Here is a 15,861-nt window from a genome sequence, read left to right as displayed (position 1 = left end):
GGTCAAAGGGTTCGTTCGCCGGTCTGCTGCTGCAACCGTTCGATGGCGCTGTTCACGTTGGGCTCCGCCGGGTGGACCTGCTGCGCCGCCTCATAGGCGCGCAGTGCCGATTCCTCCTCGCCCAGCTGCTCCAGGATGATCCCAAGCCCGGCCAGCGCGCCGAAATGGCGCGGCTCCAGGATGAGGACCTGCTCGATGTCCGACACCGCCTCGCCGTAGCGGTCGGACAGGAAGAAGGCGGTGGCCCGCTGGTTCCAGCCTTCGGCGAAGTCGGGCGCATGGTCGGTCAGCGCGGTCAGATGGGCGATGGCGCGCGGATAGTCGCCGTCTGCGATGGCCTCCATCCCCCGCCGCAGCAGAAGGTCGAGCGTGACGCTGCCCGAATGGGTCCAGCGTTCCAGAACCTCGTTGGCGAGACGCCGCGCCTCGGCCTCGTCGTTCTCGGCAGTCAACGTGCCCAAACGGTTCAGCAGGGCATCGGGGTCGGCCTCCAGCTCCTGCGCGGGCAGGGACGTGGCGTAACCGCAGGCGATTGCCAGCACGAGGGCCTTGAGAGTGACGCGAAGGTCAACCATCCTGTCTTCGACCCCATCCCGCCGTTCCGGCGACCGATCGCAGAGGATTCCCATGAGCGACATCATCAACGAAGCCGTCACCGTCCTTGAGGCAAAGATTGGCACCTTCGACGGCAGCGTCAAGTTCGTGATCGAAGACGAAGGCTCAATCATGCTCGATCAGGCCGGCGTCCGCGAGGGCGACGAGGAGGCGGAGTGCACCATGACCGCCGACGCCGACACCTTCCGCGGCATCCTGTCGGGCGAGACCAACCCGACCTCGGCCTTCATGCAGGGCAAGCTGAAGGTCGACGGCGACATGGGCACCGCCATGAAGCTGGGCGGCGCGCTGTCCTGAGCCGTGCAGGCCGCGCCCTATCACGATGACGTCGCCGCCGGGCCGCCCGGCGGGCACGCCGTCTGGGCCGACACGTCCGACGGGGTGCGGCTGCGCGTAGGGCTATGGCCGGAGGGGACGCGCGGCACGCTTCTGATGTATCCGGGCCGCACGGAGTATATCGAGAAGTATTCCGACGCCGCGCGGGAACTGGCATCGCGCGGCTATGCCAGCGCCGCGATCGACTGGCGCGGGCAGGGTCTGTCACCCCGCTCTCCCCACGATCCGCATCTGGGTCACGTCAACGATTTCCGTGACTTCCAGCGCGACGTCGATGCGTTTCACGCTGCGTGCAAGGGTGCCGACCTGCCCCGCCCCTGGCATGTGCTGGGCCATTCGATGGGGGGGCTGATCGCCCTGCGCGCGCTGCACCGGCGGACCGATATCGGACGTGCCGTGTTCTCTGCCCCGATGTGGGGCCTGCCGCTGACCCCGCATCGGCGGTTCATGGCCTGGGGGCTGTCGTGGGTCGGCTCGACCGTGGGGCTGGGGCAGCGGCTCGCGCCGGGTGCGGGCAAGGTGGCCGACCCCGCTGCCGCGCCTTTCGACGGCAACCTGCTGACGACCGACCGCGAGATGTTCGCATGGATGAAGCGTCAGATCGTCACGCACCCCGAATTGGCGCTCGGCGGGCCGTCGCTGGGCTGGGTCTGGGCCGCCCTGCGCGAGATGCACGGACTGGCCCGCGATGCGGCGCCGCAGGTGTCCTGCCTGGCGTTCCTCGGAACCGATGAGGACATCGTGTCGGCGGATGCGATCCATGTCCGCATGGGGTCCTGGAAGGACGCGACGCTGGAGATGGTCGAGGGCGCGCGCCACGAAGTGCTGATGGAGAGCGAGGCGACCCGCGCCCGGATCTTTGACCGGATCGCCGCACACCTAGACCAGTAGGCCGCCTTCCAGCCGCATCGTCCGGTCCATCCGGGCCGCGAGTGCGAGGTTGTGCGTGGCGATCAGCGCGGACATCCCCGTCTCGCGCACCAGCGCCATCAGCGTTTCGAAAACCGTGTCCGACGTGCCGGGGTCGAGGTTGCCGGTGGGCTCATCCGCCAGCAGCAGCGAGGGCGCATTGGCCAGCGCGCGGCAGAAGGCCGTGCGCTGCTGCTCGCCACCCGACATCTCCGCAGGTCGGTGGTCCAGCCGATGCGAGAGGCCCACGCGACCCAGCAGATCCTCGGCCCGCGCGCGAGCGTCGGCCGCGGATGTCCCGTTCGCGAGTTGCGGCAGGACGATGTTCTCGGCGGCCGTGAACTCCGGCAGCAGGTGGTGGAACTGGTAGATGAATCCGATGCGCTGCCGCCGGGCACGGGTGCGGGCGCGGTCGGACTGTCCGGTCAGGTCGTCGCCCGCCATCGTCACCCTGCCCGCGTCGGGCGTGTCGAGCAGCCCTGCGATGTGCAGGAGCGTCGACTTGCCCGCCCCCGACGGCGCGACCAGCGCGCAGACCTCGCCGCGGGCAAGCGTCAGGTCGGCGCCGTTCAGCACCCGGATCTCGTTCGGGCGGCCGAGGTTGTAGCCCTTTTCGATGCCGCTGAGGTGAAGCGCGTCATTCATAGCGTAGCGCCTCCACCGGGTTCATGCGGGCGGCGCGGCGGGCCGGGAAGATCGTCACGACGAAAGACAGCGCCAGCGACAGCCCCACCGCCGACAGCACGTCCCCGAGTTCCAGCCGCGCGGGAAGCTGCGAGATGTATCGCACCGACTCGTCCCAGACGCCGCCGCCGGCGAGGTAGTTCACGAAATTGAATACCGGGTCGATCCAGATGGCGAAGGCGCAGCCCAGCACCACGCCGATGGCCGTGCCGATCACCCCGATGGAGGCGCCGCAGATGAAGAAAATGCGCAGGATCGTGCCTTCGGTCATGCCCATCGTCCTCAGGATGCCGATGTCGCGGCCCTTGTTCTTGACCAGCATGACGAGGCCCGAGGTGATGTTCAGCGTGGCGATCAGGACAAGGATGGACAGGATGACGAACATGATGTTGTCCTCCATCGTCAATGCCTGCAGGAACGCCCCGGCGCTGTCCTTCCACGTCCAGAGATAGGTGCCGTCGCCCGCCGCCGCCATCAGCGCGGGGGCCATGGCATCCACCGCCTCCGGGTCGGTCACTGTCAGCTGGATCTCGTCGGCCACGCCTTCGCGGTTGAAATAGGTCTGCGCCTCGTCGAAGGGCATGTAGACGCGCACGCCGTCGATGTCGTAGCGGCCGACCTTGAAGACATAGCCCACGCGATAGGCCTTGGTGCGCGGGCTGCGGCCCATGGGTGTCACCTGTCCGTCGGGCGAGATCAGGCGGAGCGTGTCCCCTGCCCCCACACCCAGTTCCCGCGCAACGCCCGCGCCGATGGCGATGCCGCCGTCGAAGTCGTCGAGACTGCCCTGCGATTCCTCCGGGTTCGCCACGCGTGGTACGCGGCGCAGGTCGTCCGGGCGGATGCCCGTTACCTGCACGCCCGCGTTGCGCCCCTGCGCCGAGGCGAGGACCTGGCCTTCGACCACCGGCATGGCGCTGGTTACGTCGGGCACCTGCGACAGACGCTCGGCCAGCGTGTCATAGTCGCGGACGGTGCGGGTCAGGTCGCCGTTGAGCAGCGTCTCGCCATAGCTCAGGACCGAGACGTGAGGATTGGCCCCGACGATGGTGTCCACGAACTCATAGCGGAAGCCCGACCGCACGGCGAGCGTCGCGATCAGCGCGAAAACCGCGAGCGCGATGCCCACGAGGCTGATCCAGGTCATGACCGAGATGCCGCCCTCGGACCGGCGCGCGCGCAGGTAGCGCCAGGCGATCATCCATTCGTATCGGGCGAACATGGGCGGTCCAATCGGTCGGGCGGGGTCAGGGATGGGCGGCGTAGATGTCCCTGAGGCGCGCGATCGCGGCCTCGGGCGACATTTCCTCCGAAGTGCCGGTGCGGCGGGAGGTCAGTTCCACCTTGCCGTTCGACAGCCCCCGCGGCCCCACGGTGATGCGCCAGGGCAGGCCGATGAGATCCATCGTGGCGAACTTGGCGCCCGCGCGTTCGTCGCGGTCGTCGTAGAGCGCGGTCAGACCTTCGGATTCGAGCTGTCGGTAGATGCCGTCGCAGGCGGAATCCGTCGACTGGTCGCCTTGGCGCAGGTTGACGATGCCCACATGGAAAGGGGTCACGCCCTCGGGCCAGATGATGCCGCGGTCGTCGTGGCTCGCCTCGATGATGGCGCCCAGAAGGCGGCTCACGCCAATGCCATGCGATCCCATGTGAATGGGCACCGACTTGCCGTCGGGCCCCTGCACGGTGGCACCCAGTGCATCGGAATACTTCGTGCCGAAATAGAAGATCTGCCCGACCTCGATGCCACGCGCCGACCGGCGACGGTCTTCGGGCACCTCCGCGAACAGAGTCTCGTCGTGTGTCTCGTCGGTGCGGGCGTAGAGGGTGGTGAATTCCTCCATCACGGCGGCGCATTGGGCCTTGTCGTCATAGTCGATGTCGCGCTGCCCCAGCGAGATGTCGGTGACGGCGGAATCGTAGAACACTTCGGATTCGCCCGTCTCGGCCAACACCAGGAACTCATGCGTGTCGTCGCCGCCGATGGGGCCGGAGTCTGCGCGCATCGGGATCGCCTGAAGCCCCATCCGCTCATAGGTGCGCAGGTAGGTGACCAGATGGCGGTTGTAGGCGTGCAGTGCATCCTCGCGCGTCAGGTCGAAGTTGTAGCCGTCCTTCATCAGGAACTCGCGTCCGCGCATGACGCCGAACCGGGGACGCATCTCGTCGCGGAACTTCCACTGGATCTGGTAGAGCGTCAGGGGAAGCTGCTTGTAGCTGCCGATGTTGGAGCGGACGATGTCGGTGATCAGCTCCTCGTTCGTGGGACCGAACAGCATCTCGCGGTCCTGCCGGTCCTTGAAGCGCAGCATTTCGGGGCCGTAGGCATCGTAGCGGCCGGATTCGCGCCACAGGTCAGCCGATTGCAGCGTCGGCATCAACATGGGGATGTGGCCTGCGCGCTGCTGCTCCTCGTGCACGATCCGCTCGATCCTGCGCAGGACGCGGTAGCCCAGTGGCAGCCAGGAATAGATGCCGGCGGAGGCCTGCTTGATCATGCCCGCTCGCAGCATCAGGCGGTGGCTGACGATCTGGGCGTCGGCGGGGGTTTCCTTGAGAACGGGCAGGAAATAGCGGCTGAGGCGCATTGGGCTTGGCTCCGGCAAATGGCCTGCCTGCGCTACCAATGCGGGGCGCCGGGGGCAAGCGGCGGCGCAGGGCCGCCGCCCGCGGGTCACGGTTTCATCAGCACCTTGCCGTCGCGGCCGGGCGTGAGGGACGCCTTCACCGCCTCCCCGATGTCATCCAGCGCGTATTCGCCCGCCGAGGACAGGTCGAGCTTGCCTTCGGACGCGAGGCCCACGATCTCGCCCATCAGGCGCGCCTTTTCGTCGTCGGCCATGTCGGAAATGATGCGCGAGGCCCAGAACCCGCGCACGACCAGATGGTGAGAGATCATCGGCCCCGCGTTCAGGCGCAACGGCTCGCCCGTGGCGGTGCCGAAGACCACGAGGAGACCGTCACGCCCCAGCAGGTCGGCGATGTCGGCCACGATCTTGCCGCCGACCGAGTCGATTGCCGCACGCGCGCCGTCCTCGCCCACGATGCGACGGACCTGATCCTGCCAATCGTCGTCATCGGTCGAAACGACGTGTTGCGCGCCCAGATCACGCATTTCCTTCTTCGCCTCCTCGCGCCGCACGAGGCTCACCAGTTTGATGCCGCGTGTGGGGGCAAGGTCATTCATCAGCTTGCCAACCGTGCCGTTGGCGGCGGTCTGGATCACGAAGTCCCCTTCGGAGACGTTCAGGAATTCGAGCAGGGTCAGCGCGCTGAACGGCATGGCGATCAGTTGCGCCCCGACCTCGTCCGGGATGTCGTCGGGCAGCGGAATGGCGCTTCCGGCGTCGGCCAGGAAATATTCGGCCCAGGTGCCGGTGCCGGCAGTGGCCACGCGCTTGCCGATCATGGCGTCGTCGACACCTTTGCCCACCGCCTCGACCGTGCCGACGCCCTCGGTGCCGCCGGTCGCGGGCAGGTCGGGCTTGTGGCCATAGGTGCCGCGCGCGGTCCAGAGGTCGTGGTTGTGGATGGGCGACAGGATGGTGCGGACGAGAATCTGGCCCTCGCCCGGTTCGGGGCGGTCGATGTCGCTGGCGCGCAGGACGTCGGCGGGTTCACCGAAAGTATCGTAGGTGACGGCTTTCATGGCGCTTCCTTCGTTTGCAGGGGGAGTGCTGCCACATAGGCACCGGCTGGCGGTCGTCCAGTCCGTCAGGCGCGGGCGACCCGGACGATGGGCTCGGCCGACAGGGCGGCGGCGAGCGACCTGAACCGGGCCTCGGCCACCTCGCCATAAAGCGCCTCGCCATCGCCGGGCGGGAGTGTCAAAAGCAGCTCGCCCTTCTTCGGAAAGAGCTTGAGCGTCCCCATGAGCGCGGGATCCTGCGCCGAGAACATCGCCCCGAAGCGCATGGCCTTGCCCACGACCTCCGCCTCACGCGTGTCGCCCTCGTCGAGCAGGGGGGCCAGCGCCTCGAACGGTGACCCCGCGTGCTTGTTGCGATAGCGGTGGAGAAGGGCCAGGCCCAGATAGACCCGCTCCGAATGGGTCAGGCCGCCCAGGTTGGCACGGGTCGCGTTGTCGAAGCAGATCTCCGCGCGGTAGTCGGGATGCGCGCGCCAGCTGACGTCATGCAGCAGGCAGCATGCCCGGATCAGCCGCCGCCGCCGGTCGTCCGCGCGTGAGAACAGCGGCGACACGAACCGATAGAGCACCCGGCCGAAGCCCGGCAGCCGCGCCGATGCCGCCTCCGACGCACGGCAGGATTCGATCAGCGGGTCGCGCGCGCGCAGCAGCTCGGGCATCTGTTCGAACAGCAGGCCCTCGCGGATGCCGTAGCTCGATACCGCTATCTCCTTCGGGCGGAAGGTGCGGACGGTGCGCGACAGCACCTCGGCCGCGATGGGGACGAGCGACATGCGCGCCATGCTGGTTCCGGTGCGCTTGCCCAGATCGGCCATATCGGCGCCCTCGATGAAATCGAGCGTGGCGCGCAGGTCCCTGGGCTGCATGATGTATTCGTGCAGGACGTGCAGCGGATAGCCCCGCCGCTCCATGTCGATCCGCGCGATGGCCCGCCAGGACCCGCCCACCAGATAGAGCCGGTCGTAGCGGTCGCGACCCAGCGCCTCGGCCATCTCGGCCACGCGGGCCTCGATCTCGGTGCGACGGGCGCCCTTGCCGCGGATGTCCTGCAGCTTGAGCGGCCCGACACGGCCGCTGACGGTGGCACCGACCTCGCCGCCCGACAACTCCGCCAGTTCCATGCTGCTGCCGCCGATGTCGCACATCAGCCCTTCGGCGCCGGGCCAGCCGAGCAGCACCCCCTGCCCCGACAGCCGCGCCTCCTGCGGGCCGTCGATGACCCAGAGCTTCAGGCCCGTCCGCGCCGTCACCTCGGCCTCGAAGGCCGGGCCGTCGTCAGCCTCGCGCACGGCGGCGGTGGCGACGGCGGTGAGGGAGTTCACCTCCATCCCCCGCGCAAGGATCGCGAACCGCCGGAGCGCGGCCAGGGCGCGGACGCGGCCTTCGGGGTTCAGCTTGCCGGAATCGGCAAGACCCGCCCCCAGCCCGCAGAGGATCTTCTCGTTGTAGAAATAGGCGGGCGAGCGGGCGGCGCCGTCGAAAACCACCATGCGGACGGAGTTGGAGCCGACGTCGATCACGCCCACCCGGCGCAGGGCGCGCGCCTCCGGGCCATCGAACAGGGGCGCGCCGAAGGGGCCGTATCCCTCCGGGTCCTGGGCGTCGTCCGTCATTCGCAGCATCCCCCGGGGTGGCGGTCGAGCATGGCGGCGGTCTGGCACGCCCGGGGCCGCCGGGTCAATGCGCGACGGCCCGTCAATCCGGGCTGTGCGTCAGTTCCGGAACGTCGCGTGCGCCGGCCGACCCCCGGCCCGAAAGCGACGGGTTCTCCATGAAGAAGCGGTGGCAACTGAAGGGGTTGTCCAGGTCCGTCAGGTCGGGGCGTGACCAGTCGCCTTCCGGGCCCAAGACCCAGCTCTGGGCCACGTCGGCCAGGTTCGCGGCCATGATCTGGCTGACGATCTGCGCCTTGACCGTGGGGTTCACGCATTCCACCAGCGTCTCGACCCGGCGGTTCAGGTTGCGCCCCATCCAGTCGGCGGAGCTGATGTAGACCCGGGCCCGGCGCGATGGCAGGCCGTGACCGTTGCCGAAGCAGACGATGCGCGAATGTTCCAGGAACCGCCCGACGACCGACTTCACGCGGATGTTCTCGGACAGGCCGGTGACGCCGGGGCGCAGCCCGCAGATGCCGCGGATCACAAGGTCGATCCGCACCCCGGCGCGGCTCGCATCGTAGAGCGCGTCGATGACGTCGGGTTCCACCAGCGCGTTCATCTTGGCCCAGATCGCGCCCGGACGTCCGTCGCGCGCATGGTCGGCCTCCCCCGCGATCGAGGCGAGCAGGCGGTCCTTCATCTGCGACGGCGAGATCGACAGGTTCTCCAGCCCGTCGGGCGGCGCATAGCCCGAGATGAAGTTGAACACCTTGGTCGCGTCGCGCGCCAGGCGCGGATCGCAGGTGAACAGCGACAGGTCGGTATAGATGCGCGCGGTGATCGGGTGATAGTTGCCGGTGCCGAAATGGCTGTAGGTCACGAGCCTGTCACCCTCGCGCCGGACGACGGTGGCGATCTTGGCGTGGGTCTTGAGGCGGGTGAAGCCGTAGACGACGTGGACGCCCGCACGCTCCAGCCGCCGGGACTGGCGGATGTTGGCCGCCTCGTCGAAGCGGGCCTTCAACTCCACCAGCGCCGTGACCTGCTTGCCCGCCTCCGCCGCCTCGCACAGGGCGGCCACCACGGGGCTGTCGCGCGAGGTGCGGTAGAGCGTCTGCTTGATCGCCAGCACGTCGGGGTCCGTGGCCGCCTGCGCGATGAAGCGGACGACCATGTCGAAGGTCTCGTAGGGATGGTGCAGCAGCATGTCCTTCTGCCGGATGGCCGCGAACATGTCGCCGTCGTGGTCCTGCACCCGTTCGGGCACGCGGGGGGTGAAGCTGGGCCAGAGCAGGTCCTTGCGGTCGTCCACCACCAGTTCCTTGAGCGCCGCGAGCCCGATCAGCCCGTCGACCGTGATGACCTCATGCTCGTCCACGTCGATCTCCTCGACGATGGTCCGGCGCAGGGAATCCGAGGCGGTGGCGGTGATCTTCATGCGGATGATCTCCCCCCGGCGACGGCGCTTCAGCGCCGTCTCGAACTCGCGGACCAGATCCTCCGCCTCCTCCTCGACCTCGAGGTCGCTGTCGCGCAACACGCGGAATGCGCATTGGCCGCGCAGGACGTAGCCGGGGAACAGCTGCTCGATCTGCATCAGCAACAACTCCTCCAGTGGCAAAAAGCGGATCGTGCCCTCGTCGTCGGGCAGGCGGATGAAGCGGTCGATCTGCGCGGGAATGGGCAGGAGCGCCCGCAGCGTGCGCCGGTCGGACCGGCGTTCCAGTTCGACCGCGACGGCGAAACCCTCGTTCGGGATGAAGGGGAAGGGATGCGCAGGGTCGATGGCCAGCGGCGACAGGATCGGGAAAACCTGTGTCAGGAAATGTTCGGCCATCGCATCCCGCTCGGGGCCCTTCAGGTCGTCCGCCGACAGAAGGCGAATGCCGTTCTCGCCCAATTCGGCCAGAAGGGATTTCCAGACCTCCTGCTGATGCGTCAGCAGGTGCATCGCCGTCTCGTCGATCATGGCAAGCTGTTCGGCGGGGGTGCGGCCGTCGGCGGCGGGCGTCCTGTTTCCGGCGCGCGCCAGTTCGCGCAGGCCCGCCACCCGGACGGTGTAGAATTCGTCGAGGTTCGCCGCCGAGATCGACAGGAACCGCAGCCGCTCCAGCAAGGGCACGCGGGGGTTCTCGGCCTCCTCCAGCACGCGGGAATTGAAGGCGAGCCAACTGCGTTCGCGGTTGAAGAATCGCTTGGGCGTCGTCGTCCGCTCATCGTCCAGCGTCACCGGCGCGGGGATCGGGGCGTTCAGGAAATCGGCGGGCGGAACGGCGGACTTGTCGAGCATGGTTGGCGCCCATCGTCGGTCTGTGGCGGGGATGTCACAGGCTAGGCTGCGCGGAGTCACCTGTCCAGCAGGTCGCGCGCCAGCGCCTGGTTCAGCGCCACGCCCCGTTCCAGCGATGCCGCGTCGAGCCGGTCGACCAGCGCGCGCGCGGCGGCAAAGCTCCGTTCCATCCTCGGCAGAAGGAAGCCGATCAGCGCGGGCTTCACCTGAAGCTGCCGGTCGGCGAAGAGCTTGAGCAGCAGCACCGACAGCAGCGTGTCGTCGGGGTCGTCGATCACGGCCGGCGTCAGCGAGGCGAGCCGGCTTTTCAGGTCAGGCAGGCGCACGGGCCAGTCGGATGGCGGGCGGCGCCCGGTCAGCAGAAGGCCGTGCTCCTGCCCCGCGCAGGCGTTCCAGAGGTGAAACAGCGCCTCCTCGTCCACGCCGCGGTCGGCGTCTTCCAGCACGACGGGGCGGTGGGCCAGTGCGGGCGCGTCGCGGGCCGTCAGGTCGGCGGCGCGCAAACGGGTTGCATCGGCCTCCGCCGCCCAGATGCCGGCCAGATGCGACTTGCCCGACCCTTCGGGCCCGACCAGCGCGAGCCTCCCGCCGGGCCAGTCCGGCCAGGCGTCGACCAGGGCCACGGCCTGCGCGTTCGACGTCGAGACCATGAAATCCTCGCGTCCCCGCGCATCGAGCCGGGGCAGGTCGATGGAGAGCTGTGCCACGGATCAGACCCGCGGATCGGCCGGTGCCGGAAGGGCCGGGTCCGGGGGCTGACCCCGGTAAAGGACGCTCTGCTTGTATTCGGCCACGCCGAACCGCGCGACCACGCCCAGGGCGGCGGCGACGGGCACCGCGACGAGCATGCCAACGAAGCCGTAGATCGACCCGAAGGCCGAAAGCGCGAACAGAAGCCACACCGGATGCAGGCCCACCGATCCGCCCACCAGCTTGGGCGTCAGCACGTTGCCTTCGAGGAATTGTCCCGCCACGAAGATCGCGGCGACGAGGCCGATCGACGTCCAGTCGCCCCAGAACTGAAAGAGGGCCAGCCCGATGGCCAGCACCCCGCCCACCAGGGCACCAACATAGGGAATGAAGGTGATGAGCCCCGCGATGGCCCCCACGACCAGCCCGAACTGCAACCCGACCAGCATCAGCGCGACGGAATAGAACGTCCCCAGGATCAGGCAGACGGTCAACTGCCCGCGTACGAAGCTCGCCAGCGTCCGGTCGATGTCGAGCGCGATGCGCCGGATCGTGCCCACATGGTCGCGGGGCAGCAGGTCGTCGACCCGCGCCACCAGTTCGTCCCAGTCGAGCAGCAGGTAGAAGGCGACGACGGGCACCACGACGATGAAGACGACCGCGTTCACCACCCCGAAGACTCCGGCCAGAACCTGCTGCGCCAGTTGCCCGCCGCGCGCGCGGATCACCTCGCCCAGGTCGGCGAGGCCCGTCTGGACGATGCCGCCTTCGGCGACCAGCGCGGGGAACCGGAGCGTCAGCCAAGCCCGCAGGGCGCTGAAATACTCGGGGGCAAGGCGCACCAGCGCGTTCGTCTGCTCGATCAGGGTGGGAATGAGGAAGGCCACCGCCACGATCAGGCCCGTCACCGCAATCAGCGTGATGATGGCCGTCGCCGCGACCCGGGGCAGGCCGAGGGCCTCCAGCCGGTCGGCCAACGGATCGAGGATATAGGCGATGGCGCCGCCCACGATGAAGGGGAGCAGCACCGGCCCCAGATACCAGAGCAGCACCAGGAAAAGCGCAGCGGCCAATCCCCAGTAGATCACCTGTTGCCGTCTCGACAATGCCATCTCCGCCCTTTCGCCGACCGGCCCTAGATGCCCGCGCACGACCGCCCGTTCAAGGCGGCGCGGAACGCGTCAAGGTTCAGGTCAGGCGGTCCTTGACCATCGGTCCCACGGCGCCGAAGTCGATCTGCCCCGGGTAGCGCGCCTTGAGGACGCCCATGACCTTGCCCATGTCGCGCACCGAGGTCGCGCCCGTCTCGGCCACGGCGGCATCGACGGCGGCGTCAATTTCCGCATCGGACAGCTTTTTCGGAAGGAACTCCTCGATCACGCCGATCTCGTCCAGTTCGGCCTGCGCGAGTTCGAGCCGCCCGCCCTCCTCATAGGCGCGGGCCGATTCCTGCCGCTGCTTGACCATCTTGGCCAGGATCGCCGTGACCTCGGCGTCGCCGACCGTGCGCCCCTCGGTCCGAAGGGCGATATCCTGGTCCTGGATGGCCGCGTTGATCAGGCGCAGCGTTCCGATCCGTCGCGTATCCTTGTCGCGCATCGCCTCCTTGAGGCGTGCGCTCAGCCGTTCTCGCAAGTCCATGAGACTGTCCCGTTCCGCTTTTCCAGGGACCGAGTGTTAGCCCATGCGGCCCCCGTGGGCAAATCCTTCGCGGCCCACTCGCCGGCACGTCCGGGTTCCGATGGTTGACGGGCCGGGGCGCCGTCCATAGAACCCGGCGAGTTTGCCCGCCATCGCCGCCCCTGCCCCGGAGAGCCCCATGCCCCAGAAGCCGACCGCCTGTCTCGCCCTCGCCGACGGGACGATCTTCATGGGCCGCGGGTTCGGCGCGACCGGGGTCGCCGTGGCCGAGCTTTGCTTCAATACGGCCATGACGGGCTATCAGGAGATCATGACCGACCCCAGCTATGCCGGACAGGTCGTGACCTTCACCTTCCCCCACATCGGCAACACCGGCACCACCGAGGAGGACGACGAAGCGGCCGACCCGGTCGCCGCAGGCATGGTCGTCCGGTGGGATCCGACGGAGCCGTCGAACTGGCGCGCCACGCGCGATCTGGAGGGATGGCTGGCCGCGCGCGGGCGCATCGGGATGGGCGGCGTCGATACCCGCCGCCTGACCCGCGCGATCCGCCAGCAGGGGGCGCCGCATGTGGCGCTGGCGCACGATCCCGACGGCGATTTCGACATCGAGGCGCTGGTCGCCCGGGCGCGGGCCTTCCGGGGACTGGAGGGCATGGACCTGGCCGGAGAAGTCACCTGCGCCCAATCCTATCGCTGGGACCAGACGAAATGGGCCTGGCCCGAGGGCTTCGGCACATTGGACAATCCGAGGTTCAAGGTCGTGGCCATCGACTACGGCGCCAAGCGCAACATCCTGCGCTCACTGGCCTCCGTCGGCTGCGACGTCACCGTCCTGCCCGCCACAGCCACGTCCGAGGACGTCAAGGCCTTGAACCCTGACGGTCTTTTCCTGTCGAACGGTCCGGGCGATCCGGCGGCGACCGGCGCCTATGCCGTTCCCATGATCCGCGAGATGGTGGACTCCGCCTTGCCCGTCTTCGGGATCTGTCTCGGGCACCAGATGCTCGCGATGGCGCTCGGGGCGAAGACGGTCAAGATGAACCATGGCCATCACGGCGCGAACCATCCAGTCCAGCGGCGCGCGGACGGCAAGGTCGAGATCACGTCGATGAACCACGGCTTTACCGTGGATGCGCAATCCCTGCCCGAAGGGGTGGAGGAGACGCATGTATCCCTGTTCGACGGGTCGAACTGCGGCATCCGGCTGACGGGGCGGCCGGTGTTCTCGGTTCAGTACCACCCGGAAGCCAGTCCCGGCCCGCAGGACAGCGCCTATCTGTTCGACGACTTCGCCGCGGCGATGGCGACACGGGCGGGGTGAATTGGCCGGGGTCTTAACCAAGCGTTAAGACCCGTCCGACCATGGTCGCGGGAATCGCAATTCCCGAGGTCCAGACATGGCCGCGTCTCCTGTTTCCGCCGCGCTTGCGCCAAATCCCTCTCCGGGCGATGCCGGTCTGTCCCCCGGAGCGCGGTCGCGCGTTTCGCCCTCCCCCGGAGCAGGCGATCAGGGTCTGCTGTTTCGGCGGCAGACCTACGTTCGGCGACCCAAGCTCGGTGAAATCCTGCTGGAGATGGGCGCGGTCGATGCCTCCGAACTGGCCCGCGCGCTGATCCTGCAGCGACGGCTGTCGGCGCGACTTGGAGATGTGCTCCTCCGCCGAGGTCTCGTGTCGGAGGAGACCCTGGCGGAGGCTCTGGGCCGGCAGCGCGGCATGGGCCAGGCGGGCCCAGCGCCCGTGGGATACCCGGCGATGGACACCCTGGCCCGCAGCCTGCCGCTGCACCTCGCCCTCACCTTCCGGGCGCTGCCCTGGAACCGCACCGGCGGGCGCGTCCTGATCGCCACCGCGCGCCCCGAGGCACTGGACGATCTTCGCGCGGCTCTCCCGCCCGAGTTCGACAACTGCCTGTTCGCGGTGGTGACGGATACCGCCCTCGACGCGCGCATGCATGAGGTACATGGCCGGGCGCTGGCTCGAGCCGCGGAATGTCGCGTCCCCGAAGGCATGAGCTGCCGCCTGTTCCGCGCCCGACCCGGTGCGGCACTGTTGGCCATCGCACTGCTGACGACGCTGCTCGCCATCACGATCTGGCCCGCAATGGCCTTGCGGATCGCCACCGCGGCAGGGCTGATGGTGATGTGCGCGAACCTCGGGCTTCGCGTCGCCGCCGTTCTGGCCCTTCGCCGGCGGGGCCCGGGATTCACGTCCGTGCGCCCGGCCGAGGAGGCGGCGCGAAAGTTGCCGGTCATCACCGTCCTCGTGCCGCTCCACAATGAGCCCGACATCGCGGGGCCGCTGACCGAACGGCTCTCGCGGCTCGACTATCCGCGCGAACTTCTGGACATCTGCCTCGTGGTCGAGGAGGGCGACCGCGCCACGCTCGACGCTCTTGGCCGCGCCACGCTGCCGCGATGGATGCGCGTCGTGCCGGTCCCCGACGGGCAGCCGCGGACGAAACCGCGCGCAATGAACTATGCGCTGAACTTCGCGCGTGGCGATATCGTCGGGATCTACGATGCCGAGGATGCGCCCGCCCCCGATCAGCTTCTGACCGTCGCCACGCGATTCCAGGCCGCTCCGGCCCGGGTCGCTTGCCTGCAGGGGCTTCTCGATTACTACAATCCGACCCGGAACTGGATGGCCCGTTGCTTCACCATCGAATACGCCAACTGGTTCCGGCTGGTGCTTCCCGGCATCGCGCGCATGGGTCTCGTGGTGCCGCTCGGGGGGACCACACTTTTCTTCCGGCGGACGGCGCTGGAGCGGATCGGGGCCTGGGACGCGCACAACGTGACCGAAGATGCTGACCTGGGTGTGCGCCTCGCGCGGCTCGGCTACCGGACCGAGATCATCAACACGACGACGCTGGAGGAGGCGAACGCCTCCCCGCTCGCCTGGGTCAAGCAGCGGTCGCGCTGGATGAAGGGCTATATCCTGACCTGGGCCGTCCATTCCCGCCGTCCGGTCCAGTTGTGGCGCGATCTCGGGCCGCGGCGGTTCTTCGGGTTCCATCTGATGTTCATGGGATCGATCCTGAACGCGCTCCTCATGCCGGCGCTCTGGTCCACCGTCGTCATCCCTTTCGGCGTGCATCATCCCATCGTGGACTGGCTTCCCGGCAACGGGCTGCTCGCCATCGGGATCGTCATGGCATCGGGCGGTCTCCTGTCGATGTCGCTCGCATGGATCGGATGCGCGACCCCGCACCATCGGTCGCTGCGAAAGTGGATTCCGACGCTCGAACTCTACTACCCGCTGGCGACCCTGGCTGCGTTGAAGGCCCTGCAGGAAATCGTCGTAAGGCCCTTCCATTGGGACAAGACCAGCCACGGCCACTTCGGCGGTGCCGACGGCGCCGGGATCGGGGCCTTGGAGCAGATGGTATCGCAGGCGGACGGCGGCATCCGCCCCCGGATGATGCACGGCGGATAGGAACGCGGG

The 15,861-nt window shown here is 68.4% G+C and carries 14 protein-coding genes; 4 read left to right on the top strand and 10 right to left on the bottom strand.

Going from position 1 to position 15,861, the window contains the following annotated elements; genetic code table 11:
- Positions 1-2: 2 nt before the first annotated feature.
- Positions 3-575, bottom strand: a complete 573-nt coding sequence (locus tag JAN5088_RS05575; RefSeq protein ID WP_074962617.1) for a tetratricopeptide repeat protein — start codon at positions 573-575, stop codon at positions 3-5.
- Positions 576-627: 52 nt separating this feature from the next.
- Between JAN5088_RS05575 and JAN5088_RS05570 the strand changes: the two genes are divergently transcribed.
- A complete protein-coding gene (locus JAN5088_RS05570) occupies positions 628-912 on the top strand; it encodes an SCP2 sterol-binding domain-containing protein (protein ID WP_055681824.1) in 285 nt (94 codons plus the stop codon).
- Positions 913-915: 3 nt separating this feature from the next.
- Entirely contained in the window at positions 916-1,842 is a 927-nt protein-coding gene (locus JAN5088_RS05565; protein ID WP_055681823.1) for an alpha/beta fold hydrolase, read from the top strand.
- On the opposite strand, the gene JAN5088_RS05560 is transcribed toward JAN5088_RS05565, so the two are convergent.
- The 9 genes from JAN5088_RS05560 to JAN5088_RS05520 all read right to left on the bottom strand — a co-directional run bounded on the left by JAN5088_RS05560 (position 1,831) and on the right by JAN5088_RS05520 (position 12,412).
- On the bottom strand, positions 1,831-2,505 hold the full coding sequence (locus tag JAN5088_RS05560; RefSeq protein ID WP_055681822.1) for an ABC transporter ATP-binding protein: 675 nt from the start codon (positions 2,503-2,505) through the stop codon (positions 1,831-1,833). The two genes, JAN5088_RS05565 and JAN5088_RS05560, sit on opposite strands and share 12 nt — an antisense overlap.
- Positions 2,498-3,766 (bottom strand): lipoprotein-releasing ABC transporter permease subunit, encoded by a 1,269-nt coding sequence (locus tag JAN5088_RS05555; RefSeq protein WP_055681821.1) that lies wholly within the window; start codon positions 3,764-3,766, stop codon positions 2,498-2,500. Before JAN5088_RS05555 ends, JAN5088_RS05560 begins: the two co-directional genes overlap by 8 nt.
- A 25-nt stretch (positions 3,767-3,791) precedes the next feature.
- Positions 3,792-5,132, bottom strand: coding sequence for a proline--tRNA ligase (proS, locus tag JAN5088_RS05550; RefSeq protein ID WP_055681820.1), 1,341 nt, complete (start codon positions 5,130-5,132; stop codon positions 3,792-3,794).
- 86 nt (positions 5,133-5,218) lie between these two features.
- Positions 5,219-6,193 carry a zinc-binding dehydrogenase gene (locus tag JAN5088_RS05545; RefSeq protein WP_055681819.1) on the bottom strand — a complete coding sequence of 325 codons (975 nt, stop codon included), beginning with the start codon at positions 6,191-6,193 and terminating at the stop codon, positions 5,219-5,221.
- A 65-nt stretch (positions 6,194-6,258) separates the two neighbouring features.
- A complete protein-coding gene (locus tag JAN5088_RS05540; protein WP_055681818.1) occupies positions 6,259-7,815 on the bottom strand; it encodes a Ppx/GppA family phosphatase in 1,557 nt (518 codons plus the stop codon).
- A 73-nt stretch (positions 7,816-7,888) separates the two neighbouring features.
- Complete coding sequence (locus JAN5088_RS05535) at positions 7,889-10,081, bottom strand: RNA degradosome polyphosphate kinase (RefSeq protein WP_055681817.1); 2,193 nt, start codon at positions 10,079-10,081, stop codon at positions 7,889-7,891.
- Between the two features lie 56 nt (positions 10,082-10,137).
- Complete coding sequence (locus JAN5088_RS05530; RefSeq protein WP_233489722.1) at positions 10,138-10,788, bottom strand: P-loop NTPase family protein; 651 nt, start codon at positions 10,786-10,788, stop codon at positions 10,138-10,140.
- A gap of 3 nt (positions 10,789-10,791) precedes the next feature.
- The gene (locus JAN5088_RS05525; RefSeq protein WP_055681816.1) at positions 10,792-11,883 is read right to left on the bottom strand and encodes an AI-2E family transporter; all 1,092 of its coding nucleotides are present in this window, start codon (positions 11,881-11,883) and stop codon (positions 10,792-10,794) included.
- Between the two features lie 76 nt (positions 11,884-11,959).
- Complete coding sequence (locus JAN5088_RS05520) at positions 11,960-12,412, bottom strand: GatB/YqeY domain-containing protein (RefSeq protein ID WP_055681815.1); 453 nt, start codon at positions 12,410-12,412, stop codon at positions 11,960-11,962.
- A 178-nt stretch (positions 12,413-12,590) separates the two neighbouring features.
- Between JAN5088_RS05520 and carA the strand changes: the two genes are divergently transcribed.
- Positions 12,591-13,736 (top strand): glutamine-hydrolyzing carbamoyl-phosphate synthase small subunit, encoded by a 1,146-nt coding sequence (gene carA / locus JAN5088_RS05515; protein ID WP_143114814.1) that lies wholly within the window; start codon positions 12,591-12,593, stop codon positions 13,734-13,736.
- Positions 13,737-13,812: 76 nt separating this feature from the next.
- The gene (locus JAN5088_RS05510) at positions 13,813-15,852 is read left to right on the top strand and encodes a glycosyltransferase (RefSeq protein ID WP_082429833.1); all 2,040 of its coding nucleotides are present in this window, start codon (positions 13,813-13,815) and stop codon (positions 15,850-15,852) included.
- Positions 15,853-15,861 lie beyond the last annotated feature (9 nt).

Source organism: Jannaschia rubra (genome assembly GCF_001403735.1).
In the GTDB taxonomy this organism is placed as follows: domain Bacteria; phylum Pseudomonadota; class Alphaproteobacteria; order Rhodobacterales; family Rhodobacteraceae; genus Jannaschia; species Jannaschia rubra.
The sequence above is the reverse complement of the archived record's forward strand: the minus strand, read 5'-3'. Positions and strand labels throughout refer to the sequence as shown.